The 18668-nt window shown below is 67.2% G+C and carries 11 protein-coding genes; 3 read left to right on the top strand and 8 right to left on the bottom strand.

Going from position 1 to position 18668, the window contains the following annotated elements; all coding sequences use genetic code 11:
* Nucleotides 1-45: 45 nt before the first annotated feature.
* From ACFWU5_RS18750 to ACFWU5_RS18735, 4 genes are all read right to left on the bottom strand, one after another.
* The gene (locus ACFWU5_RS18750) at nt 46-1113 is read right to left on the bottom strand and encodes a putative zinc-binding metallopeptidase (RefSeq protein ID WP_379246939.1); all 1068 of its coding nucleotides are present in this window, start codon (nt 1111-1113) and stop codon (nt 46-48) included.
* A gap of 3 nt (nt 1114-1116) precedes the next feature.
* Complete coding sequence (locus ACFWU5_RS18745; protein WP_379246937.1) at nt 1117-2013, bottom strand: transglutaminase N-terminal domain-containing protein; 897 nt, start codon at nt 2011-2013, stop codon at nt 1117-1119.
* Complete coding sequence (locus ACFWU5_RS18740) at nt 2010-5201, bottom strand: circularly permuted type 2 ATP-grasp protein (RefSeq protein WP_379268072.1); 3192 nt, start codon at nt 5199-5201, stop codon at nt 2010-2012. The genes ACFWU5_RS18745 and ACFWU5_RS18740 overlap by 4 nt, the downstream gene beginning before the upstream one ends.
* Nucleotides 5202-5285: 84 nt before the next feature.
* Nucleotides 5286-9545, bottom strand: coding sequence for a transglutaminase family protein (locus ACFWU5_RS18735; RefSeq protein ID WP_379268071.1), 4260 nt, complete (start codon nt 9543-9545; stop codon nt 5286-5288).
* A gap of 150 nt (nt 9546-9695) precedes the next feature.
* Between ACFWU5_RS18735 and ACFWU5_RS18730 the strand changes: the two genes are divergently transcribed.
* Nucleotides 9696-10337: a hypothetical protein gene (locus ACFWU5_RS18730; protein ID WP_379268070.1), complete on the top strand. Its 642-nt coding sequence runs from the start codon at nt 9696-9698 to the stop codon at nt 10335-10337.
* 3 nt (nt 10338-10340) lie between these two features.
* On the opposite strand, the gene recR is transcribed toward ACFWU5_RS18730, so the two are convergent.
* Entirely contained in the window at nt 10341-10949 is a 609-nt protein-coding gene (gene recR / locus ACFWU5_RS18725; protein ID WP_379268069.1) for a recombination mediator RecR, read from the bottom strand.
* Nucleotides 10949-11266 (bottom strand): YbaB/EbfC family nucleoid-associated protein, encoded by a 318-nt coding sequence (locus ACFWU5_RS18720; protein WP_379247055.1) that lies wholly within the window; start codon nt 11264-11266, stop codon nt 10949-10951. The genes recR and ACFWU5_RS18720 overlap by 1 nt, the downstream gene beginning before the upstream one ends.
* 358 nt (nt 11267-11624) lie before the next feature.
* Between ACFWU5_RS18720 and ACFWU5_RS18715 the strand changes: the two genes are divergently transcribed.
* Complete coding sequence (locus ACFWU5_RS18715) at nt 11625-15164, top strand: protein kinase (RefSeq protein ID WP_379268068.1); 3540 nt, start codon at nt 11625-11627, stop codon at nt 15162-15164.
* A 123-nt stretch (nt 15165-15287) separates the two neighbouring features.
* Here ACFWU5_RS18715 and ACFWU5_RS18710 read toward each other — a convergent pair whose 3' ends face one another.
* Nucleotides 15288-16613: a class I SAM-dependent methyltransferase gene (locus ACFWU5_RS18710; protein WP_379268067.1), complete on the bottom strand. Its 1326-nt coding sequence runs from the start codon at nt 16611-16613 to the stop codon at nt 15288-15290.
* The gene (locus tag ACFWU5_RS18705; RefSeq protein ID WP_379268125.1) at nt 16610-18049 is read right to left on the bottom strand and encodes an FAD-binding oxidoreductase; all 1440 of its coding nucleotides are present in this window, start codon (nt 18047-18049) and stop codon (nt 16610-16612) included. Before ACFWU5_RS18705 ends, ACFWU5_RS18710 begins: the two co-directional genes overlap by 4 nt.
* A 181-nt stretch (nt 18050-18230) precedes the next feature.
* On the opposite strand from ACFWU5_RS18705, the gene ACFWU5_RS18700 reads away from it, so the two are divergent.
* A complete protein-coding gene (locus ACFWU5_RS18700) occupies nt 18231-18665 on the top strand; it encodes an SRPBCC family protein (protein WP_379268066.1) in 435 nt (144 codons plus the stop codon).
* Nucleotides 18666-18668: the final 3 nt, after the last annotated feature.

Raw genomic sequence — 18668 nt, 5'->3', positions numbered from 1 at the left:
CCCGGTCGCAGGAAAATCAGCGACGCATTACTGCCCGACGACGTATTACTGCGCGGAGGCGACGACCTCCGGCGCGGGCGCGTGACTGCCGGTGCACAGGTCGTGCACGAAGCGCATCTTCTCGAGCACCGGCTCGGGCAGCACGAACGGATACAGGTCGTCGCGGCCCATCGAACGGTTCACCATGTTCAGCTGCCAGGCCAGCGGCAGCCACAGTTCGATGATCTTGTCGAAGCCCGCCCGGCCGACCTGCGGGCGATCCAGCGTCGCACCCGCCGGGGCGAGACCGAAGGCGGCGGCGGTGTCGAGGGTGTCGCGGATGTGCAGGTAGTGGGCGAAGGTCTCGGCCCAGTCCTCGGCGGCGTGCATGGTCGCGTAGGAGGAGACGTAATTGCGTTTCCAGCCCGCGGGCGCGCCCTGAGAGTAGTGGCGGTCCAGCGCCGCCTGATAGTCGGCAAAGGGGTCGCCGAACAGATCGCGGAAGCGTTGCAGCGCAGTGTCATCGGAGACGAGCACCGGGAAGTAGTAGTGCCCGGTCTCGTGCCGGAAGTGACCGAGCAGGGTGCGGTACGGCTCGGCCATCTCGATGCGCAACTGCTCGCGATGCGGGTCGTCGGCCTCGGCCAGGTCCAGGGTGACCACGCCGTCGACGTGCCCGGTGAGCACGCCGTCGGTGCGACTGGACAACAGATCGAACGCCAGTCCGTGCTGGGGATCTTCGTCGCGGCCCACGATCGGCAGGCCGAGTTCGACCAGTTCGAAGATCAACCGCCGCTTGGCCGTTTCCGCTTCGGCGAAGGCGACCAGTCCCTCTTTGTCGGAATCATTGGGCCTGGTCCTGGTGAGCCGGCACGACAGGCACAGTGCCGGGCCGTCGACGTGGCCATCGACGAGCCAATTGCATTGCGCTACATGCAGGTTGTCGCACAACCGGAAACGGTCTGCATCCACGACACCTGCCGCGTGATCGATCGCGTCGTCGCCGGGCGGGTCGCCGATCACCACCAGCGCCCGCTCGCTCACGCTGAAACCTAGTGCGCTGCGGCACGATAGGCACACAGAGTTCTCGAAAGCCAACTGCTGACCGCAATTCGGGCAGACGAAATCACGCACGGACTACACCTCCACCGGGGCTACATCGACTGAGACCTTGATCGTGGACTGCTTAGCGTCGGTGTAGATGATGCCACGCAACGGCGGAACATCTTGGTAATCGCGCCCCCAGGCCACGGTCACGTAGCGCTCGTCGGCGAATTGGTCGTTGGTGGGGTCGAAGGCGATCCAGCGACCGGTGCGGTCGGTCTCGTCGAGGCCGGGCAACCACACCGCGGCCCAGGCGTGCGTGGCATCCACGCCCACCATGCGTTCCTTGCCCGGTGGCGGGTCGGTGGCGAGGTAGCCGGAGACGTAGCGGGCGGCCAGGCCCAGCGAGCGCAGGCAGGCGGCGCCGATGCGGGCGAAGTCCTGGCAGACGCCTTCGCGGGCGGCGAACACGTCGGCGACGCTGGTGCTCACCGTTGTCGAGCCCGAGCGGTACTGGAAGTCGTGGTGGATGCGCGTGTTCAGCTCGGTGACGGCCTCGAGCAGCGGCCTACCTGGTGGGAAACTTTCTGCGGCATAGGCAATTACGTCAGGGGTTATTTCGGGCGGAAGCAGATCGAGAGTGAACTCGATGGCGAGTGGGCCGGTGGCGATCGTGGGACGTGCTGCCTCCCAAGGCATATCGGCGCCAGGCATGTTCGACGGGTGTTCGCCGTCGACATCGACCAGGGATTCGCCCGTGACCTCGAGGTTCCGATGTTCCGATGTCACATGGAAATACGTGGTGGTGTTGCCGTAGACGTCGGTGCCGATCGAGCGGTCCGAAGGCACCGGGTCGATGTAGATCTCGTGTTCGAGCAGGCGTTGGCCGGGGTATTCGCGCGGGGTGAGGTAGGCGCGGCCGTAGGAACTGGTCACCTCGTCGGAGTAGCTGTAGGTGGTGCGGTGCACCACCATGTATCGGCGGGTCATCCGACCATCCTGGTGTTACCCCACAGCGGTTGAATACCCAGTGGCACAGCCAGTTTGGTGGTCTCGAACGATTCGGCCAGCTTGCGCAGTCGCAAGTGCACACCTTCTAGGAGTTCCACCAGTTCGGTCCGGACGCCGTCGTCGTCGGTGTGTTCCAGGTCGGCCGGGTCCACGCGGCGCAACATCCGCTGGGCGTCGGCGAGCAGGCGGTGCGAGCGAGATGCGCCGGAACCGCCCGGGAGGGCTTGGAAGTCGGCTTCGAGTCGGTCGAGCTGGTAGATCAACGAACGGGGGTTGCCCGCGTCGAACAGCAGCAGGCCGGCCAGTGCGGCCACGTGCGCCGAACCACGGTGGCGGCGACGGTAACTCACCGCCGACTCGGTCGCGGTGAGTACGGCTTCCGCGACCACACCCTGCGCCTCGGGCGAACTCTCCCGGCCGAGCGTGGCATTGATCAGCGCCGTCACCGCCAGGCCACGTTCGATGCGCTTGCCGATATCCATGACGTACCAGCCGGTGTCGCGCACCAGCGACTCCGCGCCGATGCCGGACAGGGACAGTAGTGCGGCCAGTGTCAGTGAATGCACGGCCGACAGCGCGGTCTCCTGTTCCGTACTGGCGCTGCGGAATTCAGCCAGCGCACGGTCAACAGCACCGACGATCATCCAGGTGTCACCCGACAGCTGATCACGGACCGCACGCGCGGCGGACCCGTAGTGGTCGACCGCGTATGACAGCGACCCTGGTAGTTCGCGATTGCCGGTCAGCGAGGCAAGGTACTGGAACCCTTCCGCGGAAGCACCCGCAACAGCCCTGCGCGCGGCTACGCCGTCCTGACCGCTGGAATCCATTGCGCGATGGGTAAATTGACCCTGTGTCTGCCGCGACCGAGTGACGACTGGCTCCGGTTCCGGCTCGACGCCCCGCTCAGCAGTGACACCTGTGGTGCGCAGGGCACGCGCGAGCGCACTCGTCCCCGCCCGCTCCCACGGCGCCTCGCCCTCGTCCTCTCCGGCGTCCCGCTCGCCCCCCGACGCCGACTGGCTCCGCCCCGCGGACTGGCTCTGCCCTGCGGACTGGCTCTGCCCCGCGGACTGACCTTGCCCTGTGGATTGACTTTGTCCAGCGGACTGCAGCGGCGGCGGGGCCGATGGCGACTCTTGTCGCACTGCATCAGGTTCAGCATCTGCCTGCGCCGACGAAGCTTGCCGTAAGGACGACCCGCTCGAATCAGCCACCAGCGTCGAATCGTGTTGTTCGACTTCATCTTCGGATGCGACCTCATCGGCATCGAACAAGTCGACGTCGTCGGCAGATGAGCGCACCGTGGCCAGCCCGACATTGCCGATCCCGTTGGGCAGCACCGACTGTGGCGCAACAGTTCCCGTGGTGATCGACAACGCCCGCATGAGAATCGGCAACGCCTCGGCACCGTCCAGCCAGGGCCGATAGCGGTAATCCTGATAGACGTCGTGCGTAGCCGCCAACAGCCGAACCACCGACTCAGCCCGTTCGCTGTACCGCCCCATCCAGAACAGATCATTGAGCACACGCGGCGAACTGATCGCCTCGACGACCGGCACCGCCCTGCGCAACCGTTCCTCGTGCGGCGCTTCGGAACTCACGGCAGGCACCGTCGCCGGAGCCGCGCGCACCCACACATCTTTGGCGGCCACCTTGATCACGCTGCGGGTGGGTTCCAGGCGCATCCGCTGCTGCCCGAGCCCGCCCGACATCGCCGTGTAACCACCGCGCCGGGCCAGCGAGAACAACCGCATCCCCACCGGTGCGGGCGCCAACCCGGCCGGACCGTCGACCGCGGGCGCGACCGAGAACTCGGCGGGTTCCTGCCCGATCCACTTCCACTTCTCGACCTCGATCCGGGCGGCGAGGTCGGTACGTTCCGCTGCGGACAGACTGGGCCCGAAGATCGTCGACCCGTCCACTGCGGAGCGGATCACCAGGTCACCGACGTGCGAGACCAGATGCGAACGTTCGGTGTCGTCGCCGCCCCAGTAGCTCGGAGTGGCTTCGAGCAGCAGCTCCTCCCCCAATACCGAGCGGGCGATGCGCGGCAGGAACGGACTCAGCGCGGGCGACTCCAACAGCCCGCTACCCAGCGTATTGACCACGGTCACCGCACCGCGGCGCAGCACTTCCACCAGCCCGACCACGCCGAGCCGCGAATCCGGCCGAAGGTCTAGCGGGTCGGAGAACTCGGCGTCCACGCGCCGCAACACCACATCGACCCGTTCCAAACTGCCCAGCGACCGCATCCACAGCGCACCGTCGCGCACCACCAGATCAGCGCTCTCGACCAGCGGGAACCCGAGCATCTGCGCGAGATAGGCCTGGTCGAACGCGGTTTCGGAGTGCGAGCCGGGGCTGAGCACGACCACGACGGGCTCCTCCCCGTCGGCCAGTTCCGGCGCCGCCTCCTCGAGCATCAACCGCATCGCCCGCGCGAACGGCGTCAGCGGACGCGGGCCCGCGTGTTCGAATGCTTCGGGAATGGCCGCGGCCACCACGCGCCGGTCGGCCAGCGCGTACCCGGCCCCCGAGGGCGCCTGCGCCCAGTCGGCCAGCACCCGAAACTGCCCGTCGCTCCAGCGGCTGATGTCGCAGGCGTGCAGGAACAGCTGATGGTTACCCGGAATGGTGATGCCGTGCGCGGCCCGCACATACCCGGTACTGCCGAAGACCAACTCCGGCGGCAGCAGACCGGAATTCAGCAGCCTGCGCGGCCCGTACACATCGGTGAGCACCTCGTCGAGCACCCGCGACCGCTGGACGAGCCCGGTTTCCAGGCGGGTCCAGTCCTCCGCGGAGACCAGCAGCGGAATCGGGTCCAGACGCCACGGCTGCGGGATGGCGGTGTCGTCGTCGCCACCGAGACCGACCTCGGTGTAGGTGACACCGTCGTCCTCGATCTGCCTGCGCACCCGATGATCGATCCGGTCGATCCCGCCGATCCCCTGGTCGACGAAGTCCGCCGACAGCTCCGACCACATCGACCGCACCCGGCCGCGCCCGTCGACCAACTCGTCGTAGTAGCCCGTGGTCGGCCGCCCGCACTCGTCGAACCGGGCCTGCGTCTTGCTCTCGGCCCGATACCGCGCGAACTGCTCAGCCACCGCTGCGCGCACGCCCGTCGTCGACCCGTCCCCCAGCGCTTCGTCGCGCACCACCCGAGCCTCCTGTAATTTTCGCGGCCAACCCGACAAAGACCGCCTACCCGTGGAGGGCCCGCGCACTCACCCGAAATCTCTCGCCTAGCGGCCCCACACGGTTCGCGCGCGGCGTAGGTCCAGGATGCCTGGTGCGCCGACATCGGTCGACTGCGCCGCGATCTTCGCACGGAGTTCGGCGGGATCCATCGGATTCACCGTATGTCCGGCCGCCTCGAACCGACGGTTGCGGCGCGACTGCGCGGCCACGGCGTTGACGGGTGCGTCGTCGTAGGCGCGACCGCCGGGGTGCACGACGTGATAGGTGGCGCCGCCACGGGAGATGCCCGTTGCCACGTCTACCAGGTCGAATACCAGCGGCGCGTCGACGGTGATCGTCGGGTGCAGCGAGTTCGGCGGCTGCCAGGCGCGGTAGCGCACGCCCGCCACCTGGACGTCGGATTTGTCGGTGGCCAGCAGCGGGACCGGCATGCCGTTGCAGGTCAGCACGTACCGGCCGCGATCCGCGCCGACCAGTCGCACCTGCAGGCGTTCCACCGACGAGTCGACGTACCGGGCGGTGCCCTGCCCGGTGGTCTGTTCGCCCAGGGTCAGCCACGGCTCGATCGCGCCGCGCAGTTCCAGTTCCGCCTCGCCGATCATCGCGGTGCCGATGCGCGGGAACCGGAACTCGGTGAACGGGTCCAGCCACGCGGTATCGAAGTCGACCCCTGCCGCGCGCAGGTCAGCGGCCACTTCCGCGATGTCGTTCATCAGGAAATGCGGCAGCAGATAGCGCCCGTGCAGGTTGGCCCCGTGCCGGATCAGCGGCGCGCGCAACGGCTTGTCCCAGAACATCGCGACCAGACCGCGCACCAGCAACGACTGCACCATCGCCATCTGGAAATGCGGCGGCATCTCGAAACCGCGCAGTTCCAGCAGCCCGAGTCGGCCCCGCGCGGAATCGGGGCTGTACAGCTTGTCGATGCAGAACTCGGCACGGTGGGTGTTGCCGGTGAGGTCGGTGAGCAGATGCCGCAACGCCCGGTCGATATGCCAAGGGGCCGAACGGATTTCCGACGGAGTTGAACCGTCGGACTGCTCGGCGGACAGTCGCGCGACCTCGGCGAACGCGATCTCGAGTTCGTACAGCGCGTCTTCGCGACCCTCGTCGGCGCGGGGTGCCTGCGAGGTCGGTCCGATGAAACGCCCGGAGAACAGGTACGACAGCGCGGGGTGTCGCTGCCAATAGGTGAGCATCGACACCAGCAGATCCGGACGACGCAACATCGGCGAACGCGCGGGCGTGACCCCACCCAGGGTGATGTGGTTACCGCCGCCGGTGCCGCCGTGCGTGCCGTCCACATCGAACGACTCGGTGCTCAACCGAGCCAGCCTGGCCTGCTCGTACAGGGTGTTCAACACCTGCGCCTGCTCGGCGAACGAGCTGGTCGGCATGATGTTCACCTCGATTACGCCAGGGTCCGGCGTCACCGAAAACGTGTGCAGCCGTGCGTCACTGGGCGGTGCGTAGCCCTCCAACACCACCGGCTGCCCGATCGCCACCGCCGCGGCCTCGACCTTGGCGATCAGATCGAGGAAATCGTCCAACTCGGTAACCGGCGGCAGGAACACGTGCAGCCGCCCCTGCCTGACCTCGGCCACCAGCGCGGTCGTCGGCGTGAAATCAGCCGGTTCCACCGCGGCGGGCGGCTCGGACCGCTTGTCGGACAACGGTTTCTGGTACAGCGGATCACTGTCGGGCAGCACCGGCGGCGCGTGCCAAGACACCGACCCGATCGGAAGTCGCAGTCCCGCAGGCGAATCACCGTCCGCGAGGACAATCCGCCCCGGCCCGTCCTCACTGCGCCCACGCCGCAACTGCCAATCGGCACTGGCCCAACCCGCCCCGTCGGCGCGCCGGTGAATCGGCAACACATACGCCGAAGGCCGGTCGACCGACTCCTCCAACGTCTCGAGCAACACCCGCCGTACCTCGGGCGAGTCCTCCGTGGGATCGATATCGGCGACAGGCGGATCCCCGTACGGCGCACTCACCGTCGCCGCCAACCGCGCCAACGGATCCTCGAACGCGGGCCGCACCTGCCCCTCCGGCAGCCCGAGCGTGCCGGCGATCTCCGCGATCAACGCCCTGGCCGCATCGATATCAGCCGCAGGCGCCCGATCCGGGATCACCCCGGCAGCCGAGTTCTGCTGCGGCGACTCGGTAGCGCGAACCCCCTTGGCCGCAGCCTCTTTCGCCGCAGCCTTCGCCTTCTTCCCGCGCAACTTCTTCTTCCCGAGCCCCTTCCGTGCGGCGGACTTGGCCTTCTTGTCGGCCTTCTCCGACACCTTGGACTTCTTCGCCGGGCGAACAGAACCACCGGCATCAGCGCAGGCCTGCTGCGCCTCCGTCGGCCGCCGATGTTCGGCCTCGACCAGACCGACAGGCTCGTCGATCAACACCGGCGCGTCCTCGAACTCCACCAACTCGACACCGGAATCAGGCGCATCGGCGAGGTAATCCGCCTCGACCGCCGACTCCGTGCGGTCGCCGACATCGGCAAGCTCGTCGGCCGGTTGGAATCCCGCACTCCGGTCATCCGCATCAGCGAGGCCCATCGTGACCACCGCGGCAGCCACCGCACCCTGATCCGGCAGCGTCGGCCCGGCGACCGCCCCGAACATCTCACCGGGCGCATCCGCCCCACCCGCGAGACCGAGCGCGATCACCGCCCCGGCGACATCACCCACCCCACCCGGATCGACCATCTCGAGCACATCGCCACCGACCCCCTGCGTCTCACCGTCATCGGCCAGCCCCAACGCGACGACCGCCGCAGCGACCTCACCCCCACCGACTCGACGCCGCGCATCGAACACTGCGACCATATCGACCGGACCAGCGGAAACCCGGTCGACCGCAGCCGAACGAGGCGCATCGAGCACCGACACCGAATCCGAAGCCCACTGCTGCTCATCGACGGAATCATCGCCGTCATCAGCCAACCCCAACGCGACAACAGCCGACGCGACCTCAGCCCCCGCAGGCGCGTACCCGTTCGAACGCGCCACGCTGCGCGCAACCGGCGTCCACGGATCAGCAAGCAAATCCTGCCGCGTCCAGATCGGCTCACCATCGGCCCGCCACGCGATCGCGATCTCCCAGCGCGGCAACGGCTCTCCCGGATACCACTTGCCCTGGCGATACTGCACGATCCCGGTCGGCGCGTAGATCGACCGCAGCCGATCACTGAGGTCGACCGCACGCTCACGCTTGTGCGCACCGTCGGCATCGGTGGTCCACTGCGCGCTGACCTGGTCGTCGATGGACACGAACGTCGGCTCGCCACCCATCGTCAGCCCCACATCGGCCGCGGCCATCCGCGCATCGATCGCGGCACCGGAGGCGACGATCCGCTCCCATTGAGATTCGGTGTAGGGCAACGTGACTCGCGGATCCTCATGAATCCGCCGCACCACATTGCTGAAATCCAGTGTCGCCTCGGTGATCCCGGTCGCGCCCGTGATCGGAGCAGCGGCGCCGGGATGCGGGGTCGCCGCGAGCGGGATATGCCCCTCGCCCGCGAACAGGCCGGACGTGGGATCCATGCCTACCCACCCAGCGCCGGGCAGATACACCTCGGTCCAAGCGTGCAGATCGGTGAAGTCCGCGGTCGGACCCGAAGGCCCGTCCAGCGACGGCACGTCCGACGTCAACTGCACCAGATACCCGGAGACGAACCGCGCCGCCAACCCCAGCTCGCGCAACACCCCCACCAGCAACCACGCCGAATCACGGCACGACCCCAGCGCGGTGCGCAACGTGTGATCCGGCGTCTGCACACCGGCTTCCATGCGCACGGTGTAGTCGACGCTGTTGCGCAGCGCGTAGTTCAGTTCGACCAGATAGTCGATGGCCCTGATACGCCCCTGCGGCCGGTGCACCCGCGCCCAGTCCTGCAGCAGCTCCCCCGGCCCACTGCCCGGCCCGTCCTCGTCGACACGCCGCAGATAGGGCGCGAGATCCTCGGCCAGGGCCGCGTCGTACTCGAACGGGATGAACTCCGCGTAATCCTCGATGAAGAAGTCGAACGGGTTCACCACCTCGAGGTCGGCGATCAACCCGACGGTGATCGACAACTCCTTGGTCGGCGTCGGAAACACCAGCCGCGCAACGAAATTGCCGAATGCGTCCTGCTGCCAGTTGACGAAGTGATCCGCAGGCGACACCTCTAACGAATACGCCTCGATCGGTGTCCGCGAATGCGGCGCAGGACGCAACCGCACTTCATGCGGATGCACCTCGACGAGACGATCGAACGAGTATGCCGTGCGGTGCTCGAGTGACACCTTGATGCCCATTCACCCAGTGGACCACACACCACCGACACGGCGCGGGCTGACGAAACCTGAGTTTCCCGACGGGCACCCGTTTCGAAACACGCTGGTAATAGCGCGAGCCGCGGACCCGCATCGATGGCAGGCGAACCCGCTGCCCGTAGGGTGAAGCAGGTGAGCTACGACCACATCCTGCTGCCGTCCGGCGTCGCCAGCTCCGTCGACGAAATCGACGCGTACCTGGCCGCCCAGGAGGGCCTACCCGAGTCCGAGCCGATCGCGCGGATCGCCGCCGAGCTGAACGCGCGCAATGCCGAACTGCCCGAGGAGGACTCGTTCCTCAGCGTCGCGACGGTGGGCGGCCCCAGCGGCGACACGCTCTACGTCCCCTCGCCGTACGACGCCATCGGCTTCGTGCGCAACCTGCTGTTCGACCTGGCCACACCCCTCGGCTACGCCGTCTACGACCCGCAGCTGACCTGGCTGATCGACCCGGCCGGACACATCCCGATCAATGTCACGCACGGCGGCGCGGGCGAATTCCCGTACCTCACCGAGGAATTGGCGCACCGTTGGGTCGCTGGCCTGGCCGCCCCCAACCCGTACCTGATCGTCGAGCAGGGCGAGCAGCGCTACATCCAGACCTACCGCGACCCCAGCGGCCCGTACACCCTGGAATACCGCGACGGCGCCCCCGACCGGCACTTCGGCACCACCCTGGACGATCCGGCACAGGTCGCGAGCATCATCTGGGACTGGGCCAACGGCAAACCCGACATGGGCAGCGACGTGACCTGGTCGCGCGTGGAGATCTAGTCCCTACAGCGTCCGTCGACCCGACAGCGCGCGACCCAGCGTCAGTTCGTCGGCGAATTCCAGATCGCCACCCATCGGCAGACCCGACGCCAACCGCGTCACGGTGAGCCCGGGGAAATCGCGCAACATCCGCACCAGGTAGGTCGCGGTGGCCTCGCCCTCGGTATTGGGGTCGGTCGCGATGATCACCTCGCTCACATCGATGCCGTCCTCCTGATTGCCGATGCGGGTCAACAACTCCCGAATCCGCAACTGGTCGGGCCCGACACCGCTGAGCGGATCGAGCGCACCACCGAGCACGTGGTACCGACCACGGAACTCGCGGGTGCGCTCGATCGCCTGCACATCCTTTGGCTCCTCGACCACACAGATCATCGTGCGGTCGCGGCGCGGGTCGGCACAGATCCGGCACAGCTCACCGTCGGCGACCGTGCCGCACGACACGCAGAACTGCACGCCGTCGCGCACCTTCTGCAAGGCGGCCTGCAACCGGTCGATCTCCGGCGGCTCCACCTGCAGCAGATGAAAAGCGATGCGCTGTGCGCTCTTCGGACCGACGCCGGGCAGCTTGCCCAGCTCGTCGATCAGATCCTGTACCGGCCCCTCATACATCAGAAGTCGGGCAGACCGGGCATCGAACCGCCGCCGAGACCCTGCGACAGCGGACCGAGACGCTCGGCCGCGAGCTGCTGCGCATTGGCCATCGCATCGTTGATCGCCCCGATGACCAGGTCCTGCAGACCGTCGACATCGGCGGGATCGACCACCTTCGGATCGATCGTCAGCGCGGTCACCTCGCCACTGACCTTGATCGTGGCCTGCACCAGACCGCCACCGGCCTGACCCGACACCGAGGTCTCGGAGAGCTCGGCCTGCGCCTGCATCACTGCCTGCTGCATCTGCTGAGCCTGAGCCAGCAGTGCCTGCATATCGAACTGACCATCACCGGGTTGCACAACACTCCTGTGTTTATTCGGCGGCCGGGGCCGCGGGGGTTTTCGGCCCTCGAGGCCGCACCCGAGGGACGATACTGCGCCTTCGACGTTCCGTCGCGCCCCCCAGGTGCGAGGCGGCCGAAAACCGTGGGAGCGGGGATGGGCGCGTTGTGTTGTCAGTTTAGTCGTAGGCGTCAGGTGCGGCGGTTGGGATAACCGTTGCCGCCACAGCGTCGAATCTCCACCCGATAGATGCTCGATCGCGCTAGCTTGGATATGTGCGGCATGGTCGGTTTCGGCCGCCGCGTACCGACTGAAACGCCGGTGACACCGATTGTCGAGAGGTGGTCACATGGATCCGGAGCCGACGCGGTTGCAGCGCGGGCACTCCGAGGCGGCGGCCGGGGGATTGAACACGCAGCGGACGGTGGCTCCGGGGGAGCCGGACGAGGCGGTGATCGCGGAACTCGACGTCATGGGGTTGACGGGGGCCAAGGAGATCGGGCGGGGCGGGTTCGGGGTTGTGTACCGGGCTTTACAACCGGCGCTGGATCGGGCCGTCGCGGTGAAGGTGCTGTCCTCGGAGATCGATATGGAGAGCCGGGAGCGGTTTCTGCGCGAAGAACAGGCGATGGGCAGGCTGTCGGGGCACCCGAATATCGTCGACATCCTGCAGGTCGACGTGACCGAGACGGGTCTGCCGCTGATCGTGATGCCGTACTGCTCGCGCGGCTCGTTGGAACGGCTCATCCATGATCGCGGCCCGCTGACCTGGGCGGATACCCTGCGTGCGGGGGTGAAGTTGGCCGCGGCGATCGAGTCGGCGCATCGTGCGGGGATCCTGCACCGGGATGTGAAACCGGCGAACGTGCTGATCAGCGGTTACGGCGAACCACAGCTCACCGACTTCGGCATCGCACGGATTCCCGGCGGGTTCCAGACGTCGAGCAGTCTGATCACCGGGTCGCCCGCGTTCACCGCGCCGGAGGTTCTCAAAGGCCATGAACCGACCGTGCGGTCTGATGTCTACGGGCTCGGCGCGACCCTGTTCGCCCTGCTGACCGGCCACGCCGCGTTCGAACGCCACACCGGCGAGAAGGTGGTCGCCCAGTTCCTGCGCATCACCACCCAGCACGTCCCCGACTTGCGCGCTCAGGACATCCCCGGCGACGTGGCCGCGGTGATCGAACGGGCCATGTCCCCTGACCCGAACGACCGTCCGGCCTCGGCCTACGAGTTCGGCGAACTGTTGCGCGAGGTCCAGCGCGCGCACGCGCAGATGCCCGACGAAATGGCGCTGCTGGACTCCACGGACACCACCGACGAGGCGCCTCACGCGCTGAAATCGGTGACCGGCCACCGTAGTTGGCCGTTGACGCTGCAACCGGCGGGCGCGTCGATGCCCATGCCCAGCACGACAACCGGCACCCTGCCGCCCACCGCCGCCACCAAATTCCGCCCGCCCACCCCAGCCCGCGAGCCCTTTCCGCGTCAACGCCTGCTCGACGTCCTGCGCGACGGAGGTCAGCGCCGCCTCGCCCTGATCCACGCCCCTGCCGGTTTCGGCAAGAGCACCGTCGCCACCCAATGGCGCGCTGACCTGGCCACTCGCGACATTCCGGTCGCCTGGCTCGGTGTCGACCAGGACGACGACAGCGAGATCTGGTTCCTGGCGCACCTCATCGAATCCATCCGCCGCGTGCGCCCCGATGTCGGCGCGGGCCTCGAGCAGGTGCTGGAGGAACGGCCCGCCGACGCGGTCGCCTACGTGATCGCGAAACTGATCGACGAGATCCACGCCAGCGGTGAACCGGTGGTGATCGTGGTGGACGACTGGCATCGCGTGCGCGACCCCGGCGTGCATCGGGCGATGGCGGCGTTGCTCGACAACGGTTGTCACCATGTGCGGTTCGTGATCACCAGCCGCGATCAAGCCGGCCTGCCGATCAGTCGGTTGCGGGTGCGCGACGAACTGGTCGAGTTGGATGCCGCCGCGCTGCGCCTCACCGAATCCGAAACCCGGCAGATCCTGGTGGAGCGCAACGGTTTCGCGCTCACCGACGAGCAGATCGAGCAGATCCACACCGCCACCGACGGCTGGCCCGCCGCGATCCAACTGGTGAGCCTGACGCTGCGCGGAAAAGCCGACCCGGCGCAGCTGCTCAGTTCGCTGGCCGAGGGCGGGCACGGGATGCGGGAGTATCTGGCGGAGAACGTGCTCGACGCGTTGGCGCCGCAGCAGTTGGAGTTCCTGATGGCGATCTCGGTGGTCGAGCGGGTGAACGGTTCGCTGGCCGGGCTGCTCGCCGATGTGCCCGACGGCGCGGCGATGCTGGAACAGTCCGAGCAACGGGAGCTATTTCTGCATCGGGTTCAGCATGATCCGGAGTGGTATCGGATGCAGCCGTTGTTCGCCGAGCATCTGCGTGCGCGGCTGGAACGCGAGCATCCGGGGCGTTCGAAAGTGTTGCACCGCAGGGCGGCTCGTTGGTATGCCGAGCATCAGTCGTTGCGGAAGTCGGTGGATCACGCGCTGGCGGCGACCGATCTCAAGCTGGCCGCCGATCTGCTCGAAAGCGGTGGCATGGATCTGATCGATGGGTCGCGGCTGGCTACCCTGCTCAGCAGCGTGTCGAAACTGCCTGTGCAGCAGGTGACTTCGCGGTCGAAGCTGTTGATGGCGGTGGCTCGGGCGAATATGAACATGCAGCAGACGGGGTCGGCGCGCAGTGCGCTGGGTCGGTTGTCGAACCTGCTGGCGCGCAGTTCGCCAGACGGGCCGGAGGTGTCCGAACAGCGGTCTGCGGCAACGGTGTTGGATGCGGCGGATCGGGTGGCGCATGATGACACCGCCGAGGTGGCCGACCGGCTTGCTTCCCTGGTGGCGCAGCCGAACGACCTGCCCGTCTGGACGGTTTCCACCGCCGCGAACTTGATGTCGTTCGTTCGACTGTGCGAGTTCGATTTCGCCGCGGTGACGCAGTTGCAGGACTGGGCGGCGGACTATCACGCGCAGTCGAAGGATCCGCTCGGTCCGGTGTTCGGACTGTGCGCGCTGGGCGATTCTGCTTACGAGCAGCTCGATATCGCTACTGCCACAGACTGTTTCGAGCAGGCCTACGAAACCGCACGGCAGCGAGCCGGCCCGCATTCGGACGCCGCCCGTGTCGCAGCCGCTCTGCTGGGCGAGTTGGCCTATCGCCGTGGTGATCTGGCGGCTGCTGATCGACTACTCGACGAGAGTCACGAGCTGGTGACCAGGGTCGGGCCGGTCGACTTCCTGATCGCGACGTTCGTGATCGGGGCCAGGGTGAAGGCCGCGCTCGGCGACCAGTACACGGCCTCGGCCCGGCTCGACGAAGGCGCGCGGGTGGCCGCGGAGAACAACCTGGCCCGCCTGGACGCCCATGTCCGCGCCGAGCGGTCCCGACTCGGGCTGCCCACCGGTCCCGACAACTTCGCACCGGACACGTCCGGCAATGGCGTGCGTCGTAGCAAGAAGGGCGCCCCCGCGCTGATCACCGAGGCGCGCGCCATCGCCGACATCCGGGTACTGCTGTCCGAGCAGCGCCTACGCGCCGACGATCGCGCGGCCCGGCACGCCAGGGTGATCTACGCGCAGACACTCGAACAGAACCGTCCCCGTGCGGAATTGGACGCGACCTTGCTGCTTGCCGAGTGCCTGGCGTCGGCAGGGTGGGTCGGGGAAGCGACCGGGCTGGTGCTGCCGGTCCTGCGCACCTGCGCCGAACTCGGCTGGACCAGACCGCTATTGGACGCGGGCCCGGGGGTGGTGGGCCTGCTCCACGTGCTGCGCACGCAATCCCATGACGGGCAGGACCACCCGATCCTGCAGGCCCTCCCCGGTCACTTCCTCGACCAATTGCTGTAATTTTTGCGGCTGGCGCCGCGGTTCTCGGCGCTTAACTCCACCTCTTCCCTCCCTACGGGCACTCCTTCGTCGCACCCTCCGGTCAGTCCATCGGCGGAGGCGCGCCGAGAACACGGCAACAAGCTAAGGCGTCCACCAAGGTCGCAACGGCACATCCCAGGTTCCGTCGGGGCCCAACTTCACGCCGAGCACGTGATGCAGCTGCACCACGTTGCGCTGGAAGCCCAGTCGGCAGCCCGCCATGTACAGGCCCCACACCTTCGCGGTGCCCTCACCGACCTCGTCGACGCAGGCGTCCCAGTTTTCGACCAGGTTCTTGCACCATTCGTGCAGCGTGAGGGCGTAGTGCTCGCGCAGGTTCTCCTCGTGCAGTACCTCGAGGCCGATGTTCTGGGCCTCGGAGACGATGCGGCCGGAGCCGATCAGTTCGCCGTCGGGGAAGACGTAGCGGTCGATGAAGTCGCCGGCTTTGGTGGTGCGGGTGTTGTCGTGGCGGGTGATGCAGTGGTTCAGGAACAGGCCGCCGTCGCGCAGCTTGTCCTTGATGAAGCCGAAGTAGTACGGGTAGTTGTGCACGCCGATGTGCTCGGTGAGGCCGATCGAGGACACCGCGTCGAACTCACCCTCGGGGATGTCGCGGTAGTCGCTGTGCCGGACCTGCGCCAGCTCGCTCAGGCCTTCCTCGGCGATCTTCTGCTGCGCCCACGCGGCCTGTTCGGCGGACAGGGTCGCCCCGATCACGTGCACGCCGCGTCGTGCCGCGTACCGGACCATGCCGCCCCAGCCGCAGCCGATGTCGAGCAGCCGGTCGCCTTCTTTCAGGCGCAGCTTGTCGAAGATCAGCCGGTACTTGTTCTCCTGTGCTTGCTCGAGCGTCCAGTTCTCGTCGCCGTAGACCGCGCAGGTGTAGGTCATCGACGGGCCGAGGACGTATTCGTAGAACTTGTTGGACACGTCGTAGTGGTGGTGGATCGCCTCGGCATCGCGAGTCTTGGAGTGGCGTAAGCCTTCCAGCGCGATCCGGCGCCAGCGCGGCAGCGTCTCCTGCGGCGGCGGCGCGATCGGTTTGAGCCGTTCCCAGCCCAGCGAGCGGGCGATCGTCACCAGCGACAGGGCCGACGGGCGATGGAACTTCATGCCCTGCATGGCTTTCAGCAGGTCGTAGGGGTCGCCGGGGTGCACACCGTCGGCGACCATGTCGCCGGCGATATAGGCGCGCGCCATGCCGAGGTCGCCGGGGGCACCCGCCAGATAGTTGATGCCGCGCGGGGTTTTGATCTCGAGGGTGTAGGGCGCGTCCTGCGGTCCGGTCGCGCTACCGTCGTAGGCGGTCAGGCGGACCGGGACATCGCCGTTCACGAGGGTTTCGAATACCTCCGCGATCGTGAGCCGGGTCCCCAGTTCGGATAGGCCGACGGCCTTGTCAGTTCGGTCCTTGAATGTCGTCACTTGCGTTGCACCGCCTTCGAATACAGATTCAGCAGTCGTTGGTCCGGGTCGTAACGGTTCTTCAGTTCGGTGTAGGTGTCGCCGCCGTACAGCTGGGCGAACTCGGCCTCGTCGTAGTACGAGTCCGAGTACAGCGACTTGTGTCCGTCGAACGCGGACACGATCTTCTCGATCGCGCGGTTGGCCGCCCCTTCCGGTTGACCTCGCTTGGTCGGCACCGCCGACCAGAATCCGACATTGACGTACGTGCGTTGCGGTTCGAGCGGGTACAGCGGCCACGGACGCGCGTTCTCCGTAGCGGGGTCATCGACGGCACGTAACCGCAATGGGCACAACCAGATCGGCTCGATCGGTATTTCCCGCAGGAACCACTCGACGAAGTCGGCGGTGTGTTGCACAGGGACCTCGATGTCCTGCACGACGCGTTCCTGCGGGGGGTTGCCTTTGCGGGCCTCGAGACGGTCGCCGATGTGGTGCTTGCGGTCCAGCGCGACCAATTTCCAGTAGAAACTGCTGCGACGGTGCGACTTCGGCCAGAGCCTACGGATCTTCGGGTTCTGCGCCCCGAAGGCGCGCGAGCACCAGAACCAGTCGGTGTCCCAGCGCCACAGGTAGTCGGCGATGGTCAGCCGGTCGCGTTTCACGCCGTCGGCGTGCTGCAGGGAACGGTAGAAGATGTCCATGCCGGTGTAGTCGGAGACCGGGCCCGGTTCGTCGGTCTTGCGACCCAGCGTCAGGTAGCTTTCGCCGGCGCTGAACACCACACCGTCGAGGTAGTCGACATCCTCGTTGTCGTACCGACGTTCCTCGACGATGCGGGCGAGCTCGGCTTCCATGTCGCGCAGGTTGTGGAAACGCACGTGCCGCAGTTCGACGAACGGCAGGACCGGTTCGAGCTCGATCTTCAGGCGGACGGCATAGCCGAGGGTTCCGTAGGAGTTGGGGAAGCCGTGGAACAGGTCGGCGTTCTCGCCGGTCGGGGTCGCGGTGATGATCTCGCCCGCGCCGGTCAGAATGTCCATTTCCAGCACGGATTCGTGGGGTAGACCGTTGCGGAACGAAGTCGATTCGATGCCGAGGCCGGTCACCGCGCCGCCCAGGGTGATGGTTTTGAGCTGGGGCACCACCAGCGGCGCCAACCCGTACGGGAGGGTGGCCGCCACCAGGTCCTCATAGGTGGTCATGCCCGCCACATCGGCCGTGCGCGCTTCGGGGTCTACCGCGATCACCTGCCCCAGGCCCGACACGTCCAGCCCGGGCGCGGTGGTGGCCGCCCTGGCTCGGAACAAGTTCGACGTCTTCTTCGCCAGTCGGACGACGGCACCGGGTGGGATGGCGCGATAGCTGTCCAGCAGTCGCTTCACCCCCGCTCGATGCGCGGCATATCCGGACTCGCGCGCGGCCGGTTCGTGACCAGCCCTACCCAAAAGACTCACTGCCACCCCCTCGACGCTAGTACGAGCCTGACCGCTGGGCCACCGGTTACTTGCGCGCCGCGACAAAATGTCACGCACATGTTTCTCCGCCGCCGCAACCTGGCCGGGTGATCCGCACTGGCACAGGGCAGGATGTAACCCGGTCGAGATATATCGTCACCCCCCAGCAAGGAGTCACACAGTGGGACAGGTCAGCGCCAGCAGTTCGATCGTGGTCGCAGCGGATCCGCAGCGCACGCTCGCGGCCATCGGCGATTACGAGACGATCCGGCCGCGCATTCTTTCCTCGCACTACCGCGACTACAAGGTGATCGAGGGCGGTCAGGGCGCGGGCACCGTGGTGGAGTGGACGTTGCAGGCCACCGAGAAGCGGTCCCGCAACGTCCGCGCGACCGTGACGGTGTCGGATTCGGTGCTCACCGAGCGTGACGCCAACTCCACCATGGTCACCACCTACACCGTCACCCCCGACGGCACCGGCTCGAAGGTCACCGTCGACACCAGCTGGAAGGGCGCGGGCGGTATCGCCGGCATCTTCGAAGGCATCTTCGCGCCGCTGGGCCTGAAGAAGATCCAGGCCGAGGTGCTGGGCAAGCTCGCCGCCGAACTGGCCTGAGCG

It is taken from the genome of Nocardia sp. NPDC058640, assembly GCF_042716995.1.
In the GTDB taxonomy this organism is placed as follows: domain Bacteria; phylum Actinomycetota; class Actinomycetes; order Mycobacteriales; family Mycobacteriaceae; genus Nocardia.
The sequence above is the reverse complement of the archived record's forward strand: the minus strand, read 5'-3'. Positions and strand labels throughout refer to the sequence as shown.